Genomic DNA, 17,987 nt, shown 5'->3' with positions numbered 1-17,987 from the left:
TCAGGTCGGCTACGCATCGTCGCCTTGGTGAGCCGTTACCTCACCAACTAGCTAATGCGCCGCAGGCCCATCCGTAAGTGGTAGATTGCTCCACCTTTCATTATCCCTTCATGCGAAGAAATAAATTATCCGGTATTAGCTACCGTTTCCGGTAGTTATCCCAGTCTTACGGGCAGGTTGCCTACGTGTTACTCACCCGTCCGCCGCTAAGCATCAGGAGTGCAAGCACTCCATCAACTCCGCTCGACTTGCATGTATTAGGCACGCCGCCAGCGTTCGTCCTGAGCCAGGATCAAACTCTCCATAAAAGTGTTTGACTTGCTCATTTGAAACTGACGATTCATAAATGAATCTTTTAAAACATTGACGTGTTCCATTTGTTCAGTTTTCAAAGAACTTGCTTGCTATGCTTCGACGCAACTAGTTAATATCAGTTTTTGTCGAACAGTTATTAATAATACTAGATGAATCATTTCTTGTCAACTTCTTTTTTTAACCTTGCTAGCATTTGCTAGCGGCCGTCCGAAGCGACAAGAAATAATATATCATGTGCGAAACTATATTGCAACTACTTTTTTCGACATTTTCTTCGACGATCCTTCAAGGATGTTGATGCTGCTATTTCGCTTCTTTTTTATTCAACTCAGCTTCCTTATGCTCTTTGTCTAAAGCAGCTTGCCCTTCAGTTTGAATTGTATTCATAGCCTCATCTAATGACTTCTTATTCTCCTGGACCAACTTCATCTCCCTTTCCATAATCTCAAAAAGACTAGATGGGATCCCACTAGAACCTGAACTTTCAGATAATATAGGTTTTAACTTATAGAAGGAATCCAAGCTCAGACCATTGATTTCTTTAATAAAGCCCGTTCGCGACAAAAGGGTTCCATTTACGAGTCTAGATTTAGCCTTGGCGAATTCTTCTCCATTGATATATTTGATAAATTCCCATGCAGCATCAGAATTTCCGGAGTTCATAGCTATAGAAGTGATTTCACGCAAGCTAATATTCCTGGTCATTTCCGGTTCCTTTGGGTCTACTGGTCCCGAAACTATTCCCAATTGAAATGGATTTATACCCTCAACTGTTTTTTGACTTTCTTTAAATTGTTGAAGTAGATATGGTCCTTCCGTTGTCATCGCTACACGCCCCTTAAAAAACGGACTACTCTCCATCGATCCACCTAGTGATCCGACCGAGGGTTCGTAAAGAGTACCTGACTTCTTGACATCTAAAGCGAGTTTAAACATTTCTGTCCATGTCTCAGTATTCACCGTAACTTTCATAGCATTCTTGTTCAGTGGCTGTAAACCTTGTGTTTCAGCGAACATGAATGCAGCAAGATAAGAAATAGAGAGGGGTGAATTGCCTATGCTAAATCCATATACACGGTTGTCCTCATCTCCATCTGTCGGAAACAGTCTAGCCACATCCATAATTTCTTGCCAGCTCATCCCATCATGTGGGAGTTCAATACCGTATTTATTAAATAGATCTACGTTATAATACACTACAGATGTTTCAAAATTAGGACTAAGACCGTATAACTTACCTGTGCCTTTCTCCTTCAAAATATCCAAAACAGCAGAATAGATTCCCTGTGTATCATAATTGTCACGTTTAATTAGTGGATCCATTTCCAGAAGCATTCCTCTAGACATAAGTGTTTCATATGATGAATTGTCTAGGATAAGGACGTCAGGTTGTTCTTCTTCAATAAACTTGTTCATTTTATTATAGTAATCTTCGGTCCCCGTGTTTAATCGCAAATCTTGAGAACTAACAACCTCGAATTCGATATTCGGGTACTTCATGGCAAACATGTCCCCATATTGTAAATTAAAAGAACTTTCGCTCCAGTTATACATAATCTTGATCTTCGAGGGTTTCTCTTTGATCGGTTGAACATTCGTACAACTCACCATTAACATGCAACCCATAATAATCAAAAGAAGCTTATGTATAAATTTAACCCTCATCAATATCACACATCCTTTATTTTTATCCTAAAAAAAGAACGTACAATCCGAAAATTTAGTTACACTATATACCAATAAAGGATATTTTGAGAATATCAAAAAAGAAGGTTAACCCTCTATAAATCTAAGAGAGTTAACCTTCTATTGTAGAATAGGTCTATTTCGTTATTATAATCGTTTCAGTGCTACCACTATCCGTGCTTGTACCTACATCAGCGTTATCCTGACTATCTGCAGGTTTGTCTTTCTTAGCTTCTGCGTCTTTTACCGCTTTATCTAGCACCACTTGCCCTTCATCTTGAATGGTGGCCAGCGCTTCATCTATGGTCTTTTTCTTATCTTTAACTAAAGCCAACTCTCTATCCATAATCGGTTGATACTGACCATAAAATTCAGATGGGATTTTCTCCATCCCAGAATAACTATTGCTTGATGAAGGCTTCAGTTTATAGAATACATCCAGGCTGTGACCATCGTACTCCTTGCTATATCCCATACGTGACATTAGCTCATTATTCATACTTCTCGACTTAATCTTGGCATATTCATCCCCGTTAATAAATTTCAGGAATTCCCACGCAGCATCCGCATTAGGGGAGTTCGCCCGAATTGAGAAAATTTGATTATAAGAAACATCACGGGTTGTATCTGGCTCTGCCGGATTCACTGGACCGGCTACCATCCCAAGTTCAAACGGTTTATAGTCTTTCAGCGATTCACGGACTTGTTTTAAATTTTGAAGGTTGTAAGGACGTCCTATTGTCATAGCAACACGTCCCATGACAAACGGTTGACTTTGGTAGTACTCTTCCATAGTTCCTCCGCTAAACCCTCCATCTTTGGGTACATACATCGCATTAGAATCCAATGCATCGATAGCTAATTGATATGCCTTCTTCCACGAATCCGTATTGATCGTTATTTTCATCGTGTCTGGATTGATCGCTCTCAAACCTTCAGTATTCGCGATGCTTGATGCCATATTATCGATAGACATGGACCAATCCATTCCGTAACCATAGACCCGTGTCTTCTCATCTCCATCAGTCGGGAACCTGCGAGCGGTATCCATAATCTCCTGCCAGGTCATCCCATCATGCGGAAGTTCAACTCCATATTTATTAAACAAATCAGCATTATAAAAAATAGCGCTTCCGCTAAAGGAAGGTGACAAGCCGTATAGCTTACCCCCGCCCTCCTCTTTTAATAAATCCATCAAACCAGGATAAATCGTCTCTGTATTATATTTATCACGTGCAATCAATGAATCCAATTCCATAAGTTTGCCGTCAGAAGCAAAAGTCGCATAGTTACTAGTATCGAGCATTAGTATGTCCGGCTGTTCCTTTTCTACTAGATCTTTGAACGCTTGAACATAATCAGTATTTTCACCATTATAAATCGATTGCTGGTTGATTACTTCAATTTCAACTTCCGGATGTTTCATAGCGAATAAATCACCATACTGTTGATAGAACCAATCTTCACTATAGAACATAACTTTAAGGCTTGACTTCTCCTTCTCAGCTTCTTTCCCAGGGCCTGCACTACAACCCACAACCAACAGACAACTCATAGCAAAAAGAGCCGCCTTATGTACGAATTTAATCCTCATATTAACCTCCAAATGATTTTTAATATTCTATCTAATATAGTAACGTTCCTACAGGAAAAAAGTTACAGACATTTACAAATGGTCTACACTACTATTTAATTATCATAACGATAATTAAGAAGGTTAACCCTGCATATTAACAACCAAGGTTAACCTTCCATTCCTATAAAATCCTTATTCCACTACCGTTACCCCTGAACTTGGCTCTCCATTAGTTGTACTTTCTGGTGTTTTGCCCTTATTGGCCTCGGCATCCTTCACCGCTTTATCAAGAATAACTTGCCCTTCTTCCTGAATTGTTGCTAACGCGTCACTAAGTGCTTTCTTGTTATCTTGAACTAATGCCAACTCTCTATCGACAATCGGCTGGTACTGATTATAGAATTCATTTGGAATCTTTTCCATTCCTTTATAACTATTGTTTGGTTTAGGTTTCAGTTTATAGAACACATCCAGATTGTGGCCATTATACTCTTTAGTAAACCCCATACGTGACATCATTCCACTATTCATCGATCTTGACTTAATCTTGGCATATTCTTCGCCATTAATAAATTTCAAGAACTCCCAAGCGGCTTCTGAATTTGGCGAATTGGACTGGATTGCAAAAACTTCATTAAGATAAACATCTCTCGTTACGTCCGGCTCTGCTGGATCAATTGGGCCAGCAACCATACCTAGTTCAAATGGCTTGTAGTCTTTTATCCGATCACTGGCTTCTTTTAAATTTTGAAGCATACCCAGACCACCTGTAGTTAAAGCTATACGTCCCATAAGGAACAATTGGCTTTGATAATAATCTTCCATGGATCCCCCGCCAAATCCTCCGTCCTTAGGATTGTATACGGTATCCGATTTTACAGCATCTAAAGCAAGCTGATAAGCCCTTTTCCATGAATCTGTATTGATCGTAACTTTCATTGTGTCTGGATTTATTGCAGTTAGACCTTCAGTACTTGCAATGTAACTTGCGATAGTACCCAAATTTAAGGTTCCCTGTATACCGTAACCGTATATCCGAGTCTTCTCATCGCCATCTGTAGGGAAACGACGAGCCGTATCGATGATTTCCTGCCAAGTCATTCCATCATGTGGTAGCTCAACTCCATATTTATTAAACAAATCCGCATTGTAAAGGAGGACGCTTCCACTAAATGATGGAGACATTCCAAATAACTTGCCGTTCCCCTGTTCTTTTAACAAATCAATTAATCCGGGGTAGATGGTGTCCGTATTGTATTTATCACGTGCAATTAACGGATCCAGTTCCAACAGCTTCCCATCAGAAATGAAGGTTTCAAGCTTCGAGGTATCGAGCAGGACCACATCCGGTTGTTCTTTTTCAACGAAATCATTAAATGCTTTATCATAATCCGTCACTTCTTCGTTGTACATGGATTGCTGGTTAACTACTTCAATATCAATGTTTGGATATTTCATAGCGAATAAATCACCATATTGTTGGAAAAAGTAGTTTTCATCCCAGAACATAACTCTGAGACTTTGTCTCTCCTTAGTCGTTTCTTTCCCCGCTCCTGCGCTACACCCTACCACTAACAGGCAACTCATAGCAAAAAGAGCGACCTTATGTACGAATTTACTTCCCATTATTACCTCCAAATTAACTTTTTTAATTATTTCCCTACTATACTAACGTTACTTAATTAGAAAAGTTATCCCTTGGTATCGAAAAAAGGTCAATCCCCTCTTCAAAGAAAGGGAATTGACCTTCATCTAGTAAACTCAACTTGAACTTAATTTTGTTCTCCATCCAGCAATTTAATCCATTCTTCTTCATTTTCCATGACGGGTATTCCTAGTTCTCTTGCCTTCGCAAGCTTGCTGCCGGCTTTTTCTCCGGCAATGACAAGATCCGTCTTCTTGGATACACTTCCTGTCACCTTAGCACCTAACGCCTCCAAACGTTCAGTCGCTTCATCACGACTAAGCCGGTGCAAGGTACCGGTTAAGACAACCGTCTTCCCAGAAAAGAAAGAATCCGTTACAGGTGCTGAGGATTTCTCCGGTGCTTTGGCTTCTACACCTAGCGAAAGCATCTTCTGTATACTCGCTTGCATGAATGGATCAGCAAAGAAGGATACAATACTTTCAGCGACAATACCGCCGATATCAGGTAGCACGGTCAGTTCTTCTTCGGTCGCAGACATCACTGCAGTCAAATCACGGAAATGCTCAGCCAATACCTTGGTTGTCGATTTACCGGTATTTGGGATACCGAGGGCAAATAAGAAGGAAGCTAAGTCTCTTCCTTTACTCTGTTCGATGGCATCTAGCAGGTTGTTTGCCTTCTTCTCACCGAATCGCTCCAGCTTGATCAAATCCTCATACGTCAACGTATACAGATCTGAAGGTTCATGGACATTCACTTCATCGTATAACTGCTCGGCTGTTTTTTCGCTGAACGTCTCGATATCCATTGCATCACGAGAAGCAAAATGGGTAATCCGAGCCACAATCTGCGGCTTACACTCCAAACGGTTATTACAGAACAGATGCGCACCACGCTGCTCCAACGGGAATCCGCAAGCTGGACAATGTTCAGGTACAATAATCTCCTCGCCGTCCTGTTCGTCTGTCACTTTTCCCAGTATTTCTGGAATGACATCATTGGAGCGCCGAATGAACACTCGTGAACCGAGTGCGAATTTTAAATTTTTTCGTTCAATATCTCCAGCATTGTTCAATGTGCAGTTCTGAACCGTCACCCCTGCGAGCTCAACTGCTTCTACCTTGGCGAGAGGGGTTATTTTCCCAGTACGACCGACATTCCAGGAGACGGATTCCAGCACAGTTGTCGTCTCTTCCGCTTCAAATTTAAAAGCCACGGCCCAACGGGGGAATTTATCCGTATATCCAAGCACTTCACGCGTACGCATGTCTGTAATTTTGATAACAGCCCCGTCGATCAGATAATCGAGGGATGACCGGTTGTCCGAAATAGAATGCAGTTCCTGCATTACTCCGTCAAAGCTATCAAAATAGGTTACATAAGGATTTACTTTAAAGCGATTATCTTTGAGAAACTCCATCATTTCACGGTGGTCAGCAAAAGAAATGCCGTCAGAATAACCCACGTTATAGAAAAAAGCGCTCAGCTTTCGTTCTGCTGTTGTTCGTGGATTCAAGTTACGTAGAGCTCCTGCTGCCGCATTGCGGGCATTTTTAAGTGGTTCAACAGCTGTCTCATTGTATTTGGCCAGTACGGACAAATTCATGATACCCTCACCTTGCACTTCAATCGTTCCATCGCGATATGGAATACTGAGGGGAACAGATTTGATCGTCTTCACTTGCGCAAGGATCCCCTCACCAACTGTACCATTACCTCGCGTCGCCGCTTGCACCAGCTGTCCATCACTATAGGTCAAATTCAAAGTTAGTCCATCAAATTTCAGTTCAACGACATAGGTAGGAGCGGGCAATGGAGAGTCTGGATTCTTGCTATTGTAGTCCGCAATCAGCTTTAGAGCTCGATTATTCCAGTTCAAGAGGTGCTCCTCATTCTGTGCTTTGTCGAGACTCCACAATGAAGATAGATGACGATGTGGTTTGAAGCCTTTGAGTAGCTCTCCACCAACTCTGTTCGTAGGCGAATCCGGGAGTGCCATCCCCGCCTCTGTCTCAAGCGCGGTCAACTGATCGTATAGCGCATCATATTCCTTATCACTGATCAGTGGTTGATCCAACGTATAGTAATGATAGTTGTATTGATTTAATTGCTCGACGAGCCGTTCCATTCTCTGCATGACATCCATCTAGGGACAACCCTCCTTATATGTATCCGGAAGGGACTTCCACTACTGTGGGAGTCTCTTCCGTTCATTCTTTTGTTATTCTATGACGGGTAATTAATTTTCTACCTTGGTAATCGGTGCAAACCCAGCTAACAAACGTTTAACGCCAACGGGTGCCGGAAATGCAATTTGAAGCTCCATGTCGTTACCCGAACCCTTGATTGCAACGATTGTACCAATACCCCATTTACCATGAGATACTTTGTCACCTGCATTATATTCGCTGGCAGATCCCGATGGTTTTGGAGAGGAAGCCCCTGGCATACCCGTAGTCATGGTAACTCGCCCAGCGGATGGTGCTGCAGATCGTGTAGCCGCCGGACTTGGACTATCGCTTGAGCGGTTACCAAAGTTTCCACCCCCACTATTTCCAAAGCCACGTCCACTATACGCTCCACCGATACCGGCCCCGCGCCCGTAACGATCGCGAGCCATTTCTGTATCTTCCTTCAATTCATCAGGGATCTCCTCAAGAAAACGCGAAGGTGCGTTAGCTGTTGTACGACCATACAATGTACGCATTTGCGCACAGGAGAGGAATAACTTCTCCTCTGCACGCGTGATTCCCACATAAGCTAGACGGCGTTCTTCTTCAAGCTCCTCATTATCGAGAAACGCACGACTGTGCGGAAAGACGCCCTCTTCCATCCCGACGATGAAGACCACGGGGAATTCCAAGCCCTTGGCACTATGCATCGTCATGAGCACAACAGCATCTCCCGGCTTGTCGTCTTCGGTATCGTTCATACTATCGATGTCAGCAATCAGAGCTAGGTCAGTCAAGAAAGAGACTAACGTCTTGTCTTCACTATTCTTCTCAAATTCCATCGTTACAGACAAGAACTCATCGATATTTTCTAATCGTGAACGAGACTCAAGCGTATTTTCATTTTGCAGCTCAAGCCGGTAATGGCTCATTTCTAATATTTTCTCCGTAAGCTCGGTTACGGTCAGGTATTCCACCATTCGATGCAATGCCACAATCATATCGTAGAAATCCACGAGAGCATTACGAGTTTTCCCTGCAAATCCAAGGTCATCGACCGTATGCAGCACACGATAAATCGATGTTCCCCGCTCAGCTGCTGCGGCTGCTAGTTTGGCAACCGTTGTATCACCTATACCACGTTTCGGTACGTTAATAATCCGGGTCAAGCTAATATCATCGTCCGGGTTGGACAGAAGGCGTAAATACGCTAGCAGATCCTTGATCTCTTTACGATCATAGAACTTAATGCCGCCTACAATTTGATAAGGAATGTCAGATTTAATGAGTATTTCCTCTATAACCCGTGACTGGGCGTTCGTTCGATACAGAATAGCATGCTCGCTGTATAACCTACCATCCTTGATGTCTTTTTGAATTTCTGAAGTAACAAAATATCCTTCCGCATGCTCCGAATCGGCACGATAGACTTTGATCTTGTCGCCATCCGCTTTGTCCGTCCACAATTTCTTTGGCTTGCGTCCTGTATTTCGGCCAATCACTTCGTTAGCCGCATTCAGGATGGTCGAAGTAGAACGATAATTCTGCTCCAGAAGAATCGTCGTAGCCTCAGGATAATCCCCTTCAAAATTAAGGATGTTCGTAATATCGGCTCCACGCCAGCGATAGATCGACTGATCACTATCCCCTACCACACAAATGCGGTGGTGTTTATCTGCTAGCATCCGGCAGAGCATATATTGCGCACGGTTGGTATCCTGATACTCATCTACATGGATATATTGAAATTTCTTCTGATAGAATTCAAGCACTTCTGGTACGTTTTTGAATAATTCAATTGTCTTCATGATCAAATCATCAAAGTCGAGCGAATTGTTGTTGCGCAGCCGCTTTTGATACATCGTATACACTTTGGCTGCGATACCCTCAAAGTAATCGCCAACTTTTTGTTCATACTGCTGCGGTGTTATTAGCTCATTCTTTGCTGTGCTAATGACGGATTGAACCGCTTTGGGTTCGAATTTCTTGGTATCGATGTTGAGATCCTTCATGCAGCCACGAATGACTGAGAGCTGATCCGTAGAATCGAGAATAGAGAAATTCGAGGTAAAACCAATTCGCTCAATATCCTTCCGCAAAATACGTACACACATCGAGTGAAACGTGGATACCCAAATATCTCTTCCTTCAGAACCAACGAGACGGGATACGCGATCTTGCATTTCACGTGCTGCTTTGTTGGTAAAAGTAATGGCCAAAATAGCCCAAGGTGGTGCCTTACGCGTGCTGATCAAGTAAGCAATACGGTGCGTGAGCACACGTGTCTTACCACTACCCGCGCCAGCCATGATGAGCAATGGCCCTTCGGTTGTAATGACAGCTTCACGCTGCTGTGGATTAAGGCTATTAATTGACTCTTGTATGTTAAAAGGTTGCATGGATGGGTATGGCTCCTTTCAAAAATATATTCAATCCCCCTATATCCCCCTTGCGAAGGGGAACCCCAAGGGCTGGGATTATGCTTCCGGAGTAGTTTTCCTTTGGAAAACTATTACCTCTGGATACCCGCTTTGGTAACGTTAGAGAAACAGAGGCGCTCCTGCTCGCTGTCCCCTGCGGGGATGCGCTAAGTGTGGTACGAGGTAGGAATCGCTGTTTGGGGCTAGCTTCGGTGCAGTAATTAATTTCTTCTCTTTACTGCTGATACGGTAGTAAGGGCTTGTTCGAGGTTATTATATATTGCATTACCTACGACGATGGTATCACACACGGCGGCGGCAAGACGAGCTGTATTGGCGTCGATGATTCCACCGCCGTAAAAGAGACGGGAATCATCTAGTTTGCGACGTACATCGGATACGAGTTCCATATCGCCGAATGTACCGCTATATTCAAGATAAACGATGGGTAATTGTAGCATTTTGTCAGCAACTTGCGCGTAAGCAGCAGCTTCGGAGGCAGTAGTTGAAGCTAAGGCTTTTGACACTTTTGCAGCAGTACAATCCGGGTTTAGAATAATGTACCCTTCAGGGATTAGCCTGTCCCACGGGATGAGATAGCCATACTGCTCGACAGCCCGAACGTGGTGACCGATAATCCAATCGGTTTGTTCTGTATTAAGTACCATCGGAATCATATAGGCATCAAATCCAGGTACAATAGCTTCCAAATCGGAAACTTCCAAAACACACGGCACTTCGTACTGACGTAATCGGGACAAGAGCTCAGAAGTATTCTCGTAGGTAACCCCACTGGAGCCCCCCACCATCACGGCATCTGTATGGGACATACAAATTGCTTCTAATGCTTCATCGCAAAGTGGACGGTCTGGATCCAATTTAAATACATGCCGCCAAGATTGCATTATTTGCTTCAATCATTATTCCCCCAACAGGTCTATTTCCAAGGTTGTTCATTAATATTATTTTATAGAAAAAAGCTCAGTTAATGATCAACAAAGTATAATCTATGTTACCACAGTTCCACTGTCAACGTTCCGTTTAAACACTCAAGGAATTCATCATTACAATAGGCAAATTTCCGTCCCTTAATTATAGCACATACGTTCTGTTCCGGCTTGATATAGCACAAAAAAAGAACGCTCTCTATTACTCGGAGAACGTTCTACTATTTAAACCTAAATTAATTAATAACCTCCCGCGCCGTGTTCAAGAAGTTTGATTGTTTTGTTATTAGGGACAATTTCGGAAGTTCCTGCTGAAAGAGTGATAACAAACATTACACTAAACGCTGTCAATAACAAAGCCATTTTTTTCATCATTTCGTCTTTGCACCTCGCTAATCAAATTTTGGTATCTCTGTATAGCTTCGAAGGACGATTTACTTCTGTATTGCTCAAACAAACCAACACATCTGATAAGACATGCTTCATTATTTATTATAGAGGATATTTCCAAAATATACAGTAAATAATCTATACCAATATCATATTCTTTTTTTGATAAATAATAGTAAGATAATTCAATAATAAAACGGGCATAACGATCATCTGTAACTTGTGGATTATATGTACTAGTTCCTCCATGCTGCCTTTTAAACAACTCGATATTACTCTCAAAACGCAGGATTATGTCGTCTACATTCCAGCAATAGCGATTAGCGGCTTGAAATATCTTATATAACGCTGGAAGCACCTCTTCATCTTGTTGTTCAATATGGGCTATGTACTCCTGCAGTACATCGAAATTTCCTTTCATGAGCAAGTAAAGATATCTATTTGCTGTAGACCATCCTTCAAATTGACTTATTATCTGCTTCGCTTCGTCAGTATTCTCCTGCACCCAACTCATATCGGCGTAAAGGGAAGCGTAATATAAGGCCTGATCATATTCCCCCCGTGTACCATAAGCAACTGTACATAACACGTTAGAGTACGATATATATAAAAATAAAGGCCTAGTAGGTTCCTTAAAAAATTCCTTTTTTCTATCCTTTTCACATCTATATTTATAAAGAATGGTTGCTTTATGCCCCATTTCTTTCGCTAATTCTTCCACTTTATCCATTCGACGTAAGGAGGTATACGTATTTGCCAAATCCTTCAAAGCATCCAGCTGATCCACTTCATCAAGCCGATTCACAAAACTCTCAAATTGGACCGCGGCCTTTAAGTTTATCTCCTGATCTTCACATAGGGCAATTTTAAACAAACGGTATTGGCAAAGGGCCAATCGTTCAGAATGTTGGTACTTTTCGCTCTCAGCAACACTTTCATAGAGAATCGCCGCAGCGGTATATTTTTCTTGCTTAAATAACGCTTCAGCTGTTTCGAATAATGCAGGAGCATAAGAGAGATTATCCATCAACACCCCTACTACCTGCTTGATACTATCCAACTTGTCCAGTTCCGCACAACGAAATATTAGCGGACCCAAGCGTCGCCAATTCAGAGCAGATTGATAGAAACACTCCTCCACATATAATTCATAGAAACTACCTTCAGCAAGGCCCATCCCTTCTGTAATGCGATCAAGCTGTTGCATTGCGACAGGTCGGTTTCCATTAATAATGTTACTAATCGTCCCTGAATTTACTCCAGAGACTTCTGAAAACTGGTTTATGGTTATACCGTTCTTCTTAAGATAGTTCTCGAGCTCAGCACGAATGGTCATCTGCATCATAGCCAAACCCACCTTCCACCATACTATCCAAATTTAGTAATTTGATATAATTATAATATAGGTTATTTCCCCATCGGTCAATAACATCGATCGTCTCCCTATCTTTTGAACTCAGCATAAAAAGAACCTACCATCGGTAGGTTCTCGGTTCTTTATACATCGTTACAAGCCCAAGAAATCAAGCCATCCTGAGTGTTTCGCATCATCCTCGGTTAGAAAATCGGTGTAGAAACCATAGGCCCCCATCCTTTGAAATTTTTTCATGATCTTAGTATCGTTAATGGTATGAACATAGGAAGGGACGCCAATTTTATTCAGTGAAGCGATCAGTCCTTTATTGGCTCGTGTTTCTGACATGGTAACTGCCGTAATGCCCTTATCCTCTACAAACTGCAGTACTTCTTTGTCCGTATCATGGACCGTATAAAGCGTAAAAATAATAGATTCAAAAGGATGTATACCTTGAAGTTGTTCCCACATTGACTGATTGTAGATTTGCGGTACAATACGCTCAAGCAGCACAGGGTCCTTAGCCTTGGCACTCTCCACTATAGCTCCAAAAATCTGATCAATCTCTTCAGTCTTAATTTGTTTCGTATCGGTAACAATATACACATCAGGATAAAACTCCATCAGATCTAGAATTTCGCCCCAGTTAAGCGGTTCGTATTGACCCATGATTTTAGCCGCCTTGAACTCAGCCGAGGTAAGAATCGTGCCCTGTCGATCTGGCTCCAGTTCATCTTGTTGCCCGAGTAGCTTCGTCATATTCTCCGACCACTCATGGCGAGCAATGAGATCATTATCCGTACTCAGAAGCAGGTCTACTTCGAAAATGCGAAGCCCTTTTTCATAATTAGCAATAAAAGCTTCATAGGTATTAGAATAGGCTATTCCATTAATCCCACCCATGGCATGGGCTACCATTCGATGTGCCTTGAAACCCTCGGCTTCAACATTACTCTTTGGTCTCATTATGGCGGCAACCCCAACTACCAATATTATAATTAGAGCAATAACTATGGAGATGTATAAAGTTCTCTTTTTCATGAAGGTTGTACATTCCTTTGTGTATTAATATATTTAATGACGAAGAAGAATATAGAGAAACTACTTCAGTTATGTAGTAGATTCACTTGGAAGAATCTTAATCTATGACATTATAGCATAAGACCAAAAGCTAATGTTCAGCTGACCCCTCCCCATACACATCGAATGGACGTTATCTCAACCAACTTGTCCACATGAGGGAAATACAAGTAATAAGATGCAAATATTCTCCGGCAGGAGCAATAATTTAATCTACCTGCCGAAGTGTTATATTCCATTTGATAAGCCACAACAATCCAGCTTCATAGCTGCTGACTTGCTGCCAACTCCTGTAGGAAACCCCTTAACCCATCTCTCCACGGACGTAGATCACGAAGACCATTGGTACGAATCCCCATATGATCCATAACCGAATTGCGAGGTCGCGGAGCTATACGGGGAAAATCCTCTGTAGTACACGGTTCTATACATACAGAATAATCTATATTTAGAATACCTCTTGCTTCGCTAAAAATGGCTTGAGCAAATTCATACCATGTACATTCTCCTATATTAGAGGCATGATAAATGCCGTAATTCGTAGTTTGTATCAATTCGAGAAGGAATTCAGCAAGATCGATCGTATAGGTCGGTGAACCTTTTTGATCATTCACAACCTTAATTACCGGTTTTTTTAATCCTAAATCCAACATAGTTTGAACAAAGTTATGTCCATGTAGTCCATATACCCACGATGTTCGTACAATGAAATAGGAAGAAGACAAACTCTGAACCAGAATTTCTCCGGCCCGCTTAGACTTACCGTATACACTTTGTGGATTCGTATTATCATATTCCTGATAGGCTTTAGTCGACATACCATCAAACACATAATCAGTGCTAATGTAACAAAACTTGGCCCCTACCTCTTCTGAAGCGAGTACCATATTTCTCGTGCCACCTGTATTCACTGTATATGCTATATCGGGTTCATTCTCCGCATTGTCCACAGCCGTGTACGCAGCGCAATGAATAACGACATCTGGTTGAAATTCACCTAGGAATTTCATACATGCTTCGATCTCTGTAATATCAAGCGAGCCTCTATCACTGGCCATTACCTCATGGTTGGCATCATTCAATATCTTTACCATATCTTGACCAAGTTGTCCCGTAGCTCCAGTTACAAGAACTCTCATGAGTGATCCCCTGGGCACCCGCTATATTGCTTCGAATTGTACTCCTTATATTCTCCTGTTTGGATTCGCATCCACCAATCTTGATGTTCCAAAAACCAAGAAATCGTCTCCTTAATTCCTATCTCAAAAGAATACTTCGGTTTCCACCCAAGTTCGTCCATTACCTTAGAAGGATCAATACCATACCGTCGGTCATGACCTAGACGATCAGGGACGTAGGTAATGAGAGATTGCGGTTTCCCCAGCTCCTCTAAAATTGCCTGCACAATGTGGATGTTAGTCCGTTCATTGTTTCCGCCAATGTTATACACCTCGCCATTTCTGCCTTGATGAATAACGAGATCAATTGCATGGCAATGGTCTTCTACATATAACCAATCACGAATATTTAAACCATCACCATACACTGGTAGAGGTTCATCACCCAAAGCCTTAGAAATCATCAGAGGAATAAGCTTCTCTGGAAATTGATACGGGCCATAGTTATTTGAGCAACGTGTAATATTCACCGGAAGACCAAACGTCTCGTGGTAAGCACGGACCATTAAATCCCCCCCGGCTTTGCTGGCTGAATAAGGGCTATTAGGTGCAAGCGGAGTTTGCTCTGAAAATAATCCTGTCTGCCCCAATGTCCCATATACCTCATCCGTTGATACCTGTAGAAATTTACCCACTTTATGTCTCCGCGAAGCATCTAATAGCACCTGTGTTCCAAGCACATTCGTCTTCACGAACACTTCCGGATCCAGAATGCTTCGATCGACATGCGACTCAGCTGCAAAGTTAACGACAACATCAACACCTTGGATAAACAACTCTTCTATTGCATTCGCGTCTGTAATATCTGCTTTGACAAAGGTATAATTCGATTCATGCTTAATCGATTTTAAATTTTCTAGATTACCTGCATAGGTAAGAGCATCCACGTTAACAATTTGATAATCTGGATGTTGCTTCAACATATATAGCACGAAATTGCTACCGATAAATCCGGCACCACCCGTAACAAGCAGTTTCATAGTATTAGAAGCACCTCCTAGTCAAAATTCAATTCTGCTTGCTCAAGTGTCGGATAACATTTATCTTTATCTGACAGTACAGGATCACTAACTGGCCAATCAATTTTTAAGGATGGATCACTCCATAATATACCTCGGTCATGCTCAGGAGAATAGTATTCGTCAACTTTGTAAAAAACCTGTGTATTGGGCACGAGGGTGCAAAATCCGTGGGCAAAACCTTGTGGCACTAATAATTGACGTTTGTTATGTTCGCTGAGAATGACCCCAACCCAATGACCAAAGGTTCGTGAACTATGGCGAATATCCAAAATTACATCATAAATAGAACCTGAAAGTACCCTAATTAACTTTGTTTGGGCTTTGGGATTCAATTGATAATGTAAGCCACGTAATATACCAGCTTCGGCGGACAGAGATTGATTATCCTGAATAAAATTGTAGTGAATTCCGAGTTGTTTCAGAACTTCTTCATTATAACTCTCCATAAAATAGCCCCGGTGATCACCATGAGTTATTGGCTCCAATAAACTAGCGCCCTCTAACTTTAAAGGAGTTAACTTCACTTCAAATCCTCCCCATTTTATCTGGAGCCAACTGAACTATTCATCGATCAACATGAAATCAAGTAAGCTCTCCTCATTCAATATATGCATTCTTCAACCTCAGTGATTTACACTTCGCCCCGACAAAGAAGAATACGATATGAAGATATAAGTTATTTAATATTGATAGGAGGGTCAAAAAGAACTGAATTACAATAACCACACACAAAAAAACGACCTCTCACCGAGAGGTCGTTTTTTTGTGCTCCTTATGTTGTTCACTCTCAACAATCCGTGTCATGTATTCTAGCAACTGATCCCTTAGCTCACTATTCTGCAGCGCATAATGAATGCTTGTTTCTATGAATCCGAGCTTTTCCCCAACATCATGTCGGAGTCCTGAGAAGTTATAGGCAATAATCCGCTGCGTCTCTCTCAGACGGGAGATCGCATCCGTTAGTTGGATCTCACCATGCACACCTGCACGCTGTTCCTCAAGTATACCGAATATAGCCGGAGTTAAAATATATCTACCCATGATAGCAAGATTTGAAGGCGATTTGTCTACTGCTGGCTTCTCAACTAATTGATTGGCCAAATAAACTCGGTCCCTAATCTCCATCCCATCCACAATACCGTAACGAGATACTTCGTTCCAAGGTACAGGTTGAACACCTACAACCGACGCTTGCTGTTCGTCATACACATCGATCATTTGCTTCAGACAAGGCTCTTCGGATTCTACGATATCATCGCCTAGTAACACAGCAAATGGTTCATCACCAATGAATTTCCGAGCACACCAGATGGCATGTCCAAGGCCTTTCGGTTCCTTCTGCCGGATGTAATGGATATCCGCCATTTCCGATGATTTACGAACCTCTTCAAGCAGCTTCCACTTGCCCTTCTCATTGAGATTGTATTCCAACTCAAAGGAGTTATCAAAGTGATCCTCGATGGCGCGCTTACCCTTACCTGTAACAATTATAATGTCTTCAATACCGGATGCTACCGCTTCTTCCACGATGTATTGTATGGTTGGCTTGTCCACAATCGGTAACATTTCCTTCGGCATTGCTTTGGTCGCGGGTAGGAAACGCGTACCCAACCCTGCGGCCGGAATAATGGCTTTACGAATCTTCATGCGCGCATCTCCCTTATCCATATAATCCAGATATAACCATTATATCATAATTCCTTAGAAGATTAGTAAACAATAAAAAAGGCTCCCCTCTCCGAAATTTACTTTCGGAAAAGAAGCCATAGATATACTACGTTATTGTACCATTAGTCCAAAATCTAGTTCCAAAATCTACGAAACGGGAATAGATGAGAAGGCTCTTCTTTGCAAATACGCAGATCTAGTTCTGGTGTATGCAGCATGCGTTCTGTGCCGTATTCGAGCTTGCGATACTCCTCATCGCCTCTGATCTCCAGCTGACCTTGAACCCGTGAAACTAGCGTTTGCATTTCGAGAAAACCATCAATCATCTTATTCACCCTCCTAATAATATGCCTGCATCAACTGATATTGGCTACTAATGATTACGCTTTCATTTTACCATATAACTGATTTCTTTATTACTGATAAATATAAATTATCATCTATAAATTGCATCTCTTCACAGAAAGTTAATAAACAGATTAGCAGATTACAGCGTTGCATCACACCATCAGAAAAGCAAAAAATGCGGACT

General features: G+C 41.9%; 13 protein-coding genes and 1 rRNA gene. All 14 read right to left on the bottom strand.

Annotated features, from left to right (window positions below; translation table 11 throughout):
- A 16S ribosomal RNA gene (locus IEW05_RS19235) occupies positions 1-308 on the bottom strand; the annotation flags it as partial.
- 310 nt (positions 309-618) lie between these two features.
- On the bottom strand, positions 619-1,941 hold the full coding sequence (locus IEW05_RS19230; RefSeq protein WP_194434142.1) for an ABC transporter substrate-binding protein: 1,323 nt from the start codon (positions 1,939-1,941) through the stop codon (positions 619-621).
- Positions 1,942-2,137: 196 nt separating this feature from the next.
- Positions 2,138-3,595: an ABC transporter substrate-binding protein gene (locus IEW05_RS19225; RefSeq protein WP_188541453.1), complete on the bottom strand. Its 1,458-nt coding sequence runs from the start codon at positions 3,593-3,595 to the stop codon at positions 2,138-2,140.
- A 174-nt stretch (positions 3,596-3,769) separates the two neighbouring features.
- A complete protein-coding gene (locus IEW05_RS19220) occupies positions 3,770-5,203 on the bottom strand; it encodes an ABC transporter substrate-binding protein (RefSeq protein ID WP_188541452.1) in 1,434 nt (477 codons plus the stop codon).
- A 146-nt stretch (positions 5,204-5,349) separates the two neighbouring features.
- Positions 5,350-7,371, bottom strand: a complete 2,022-nt coding sequence (ligA, locus tag IEW05_RS19215; RefSeq protein WP_188541451.1) for an NAD-dependent DNA ligase LigA — start codon at positions 7,369-7,371, stop codon at positions 5,350-5,352.
- Positions 7,372-7,464: 93 nt separating this feature from the next.
- A complete protein-coding gene (gene pcrA, locus IEW05_RS19210) occupies positions 7,465-9,795 on the bottom strand; it encodes a DNA helicase PcrA (RefSeq protein WP_188541450.1) in 2,331 nt (776 codons plus the stop codon).
- Positions 9,796-10,037: 242 nt separating this feature from the next.
- Positions 10,038-10,721, bottom strand: coding sequence for a heptaprenylglyceryl phosphate synthase (gene pcrB / locus IEW05_RS19205; protein ID WP_373285850.1), 684 nt, complete (start codon positions 10,719-10,721; stop codon positions 10,038-10,040).
- Between the two features lie 379 nt (positions 10,722-11,100).
- A complete protein-coding gene (locus tag IEW05_RS19200; protein ID WP_188541448.1) occupies positions 11,101-12,498 on the bottom strand; it encodes a helix-turn-helix domain-containing protein in 1,398 nt (465 codons plus the stop codon).
- A 162-nt stretch (positions 12,499-12,660) separates the two neighbouring features.
- Complete coding sequence (locus IEW05_RS19195) at positions 12,661-13,548, bottom strand: phosphatidylinositol-specific phospholipase C/glycerophosphodiester phosphodiesterase family protein (RefSeq protein WP_188541447.1); 888 nt, start codon at positions 13,546-13,548, stop codon at positions 12,661-12,663.
- A 302-nt stretch (positions 13,549-13,850) separates the two neighbouring features.
- The gene (gene rfbD / locus IEW05_RS19190; RefSeq protein ID WP_188541446.1) at positions 13,851-14,726 is read right to left on the bottom strand and encodes a dTDP-4-dehydrorhamnose reductase; all 876 of its coding nucleotides are present in this window, start codon (positions 14,724-14,726) and stop codon (positions 13,851-13,853) included.
- A complete protein-coding gene (rfbB, locus tag IEW05_RS19185) occupies positions 14,723-15,745 on the bottom strand; it encodes a dTDP-glucose 4,6-dehydratase (protein WP_188541445.1) in 1,023 nt (340 codons plus the stop codon). The genes rfbD and rfbB overlap by 4 nt, the downstream gene beginning before the upstream one ends.
- 17 nt (positions 15,746-15,762) lie before the next feature.
- Positions 15,763-16,311: a dTDP-4-dehydrorhamnose 3,5-epimerase gene (gene rfbC / locus IEW05_RS19180; RefSeq protein ID WP_188541444.1), complete on the bottom strand. Its 549-nt coding sequence runs from the start codon at positions 16,309-16,311 to the stop codon at positions 15,763-15,765.
- 220 nt (positions 16,312-16,531) lie between these two features.
- On the bottom strand, positions 16,532-17,434 hold the full coding sequence (galU, locus tag IEW05_RS19175; protein ID WP_188541443.1) for a UTP--glucose-1-phosphate uridylyltransferase GalU: 903 nt from the start codon (positions 17,432-17,434) through the stop codon (positions 16,532-16,534).
- 155 nt (positions 17,435-17,589) lie between these two features.
- Positions 17,590-17,781 (bottom strand): hypothetical protein, encoded by a 192-nt coding sequence (locus IEW05_RS19170; protein ID WP_188541442.1) that lies wholly within the window; start codon positions 17,779-17,781, stop codon positions 17,590-17,592.
- Positions 17,782-17,987 lie beyond the last annotated feature (206 nt).

Source organism: Paenibacillus segetis, assembly GCF_014639155.1.
Classification (GTDB): Bacteria; Bacillota; Bacilli; order Paenibacillales; family Paenibacillaceae; genus Fontibacillus; species Fontibacillus segetis.
This window is presented reverse-complemented; position numbering and strand designations above follow the sequence as displayed.

Bases quoted from the DNA above. Each gene is read 5' to 3' on its own strand.
- IEW05_RS19230 (WP_194434142.1), bottom strand. From the start codon at position 1,941: ATGGGTTGCATGTTAATGGTGAGTTGTACGAATGTTCAACCGATCAAA.
- IEW05_RS19225 (WP_188541453.1), bottom strand. From the start codon at position 3,595: ATGAGGATTAAATTCGTACATAAGGCGGCTCTTTTTGCTATGAGTTGT.
- IEW05_RS19220 (WP_188541452.1), bottom strand. From the start codon at position 5,203: ATGGGAAGTAAATTCGTACATAAGGTCGCTCTTTTTGCTATGAGTTGC.
- ligA (WP_188541451.1), bottom strand. From the start codon at position 7,371: ATGGATGTCATGCAGAGAATGGAACGGCTCGTCGAGCAATTAAATCAA.
- pcrA (WP_188541450.1), bottom strand. From the start codon at position 9,795: ATGCAACCTTTTAACATACAAGAGTCAATTAATAGCCTTAATCCACAG.
- pcrB (WP_373285850.1), bottom strand. From the start codon at position 10,721: ATGCAATCTTGGCGGCATGTATTTAAATTGGATCCAGACCGTCCACTT.
- IEW05_RS19200 (WP_188541448.1), bottom strand. From the start codon at position 12,498: ATGATGCAGATGACCATTCGTGCTGAGCTCGAGAACTATCTTAAGAAG.
- IEW05_RS19195 (WP_188541447.1), bottom strand. From the start codon at position 13,548: ATGAAAAAGAGAACTTTATACATCTCCATAGTTATTGCTCTAATTATA.
- rfbD (WP_188541446.1), bottom strand. From the start codon at position 14,726: ATGAGAGTTCTTGTAACTGGAGCTACGGGACAACTTGGTCAAGATATG.
- rfbB (WP_188541445.1), bottom strand. From the start codon at position 15,745: ATGAAACTGCTTGTTACGGGTGGTGCCGGATTTATCGGTAGCAATTTC.
- galU (WP_188541443.1), bottom strand. From the start codon at position 17,434: ATGAAGATTCGTAAAGCCATTATTCCGGCCGCAGGGTTGGGTACGCGT.
- IEW05_RS19170 (WP_188541442.1), bottom strand. From the start codon at position 17,781: ATGATTGATGGTTTTCTCGAAATGCAAACGCTAGTTTCACGGGTTCAA.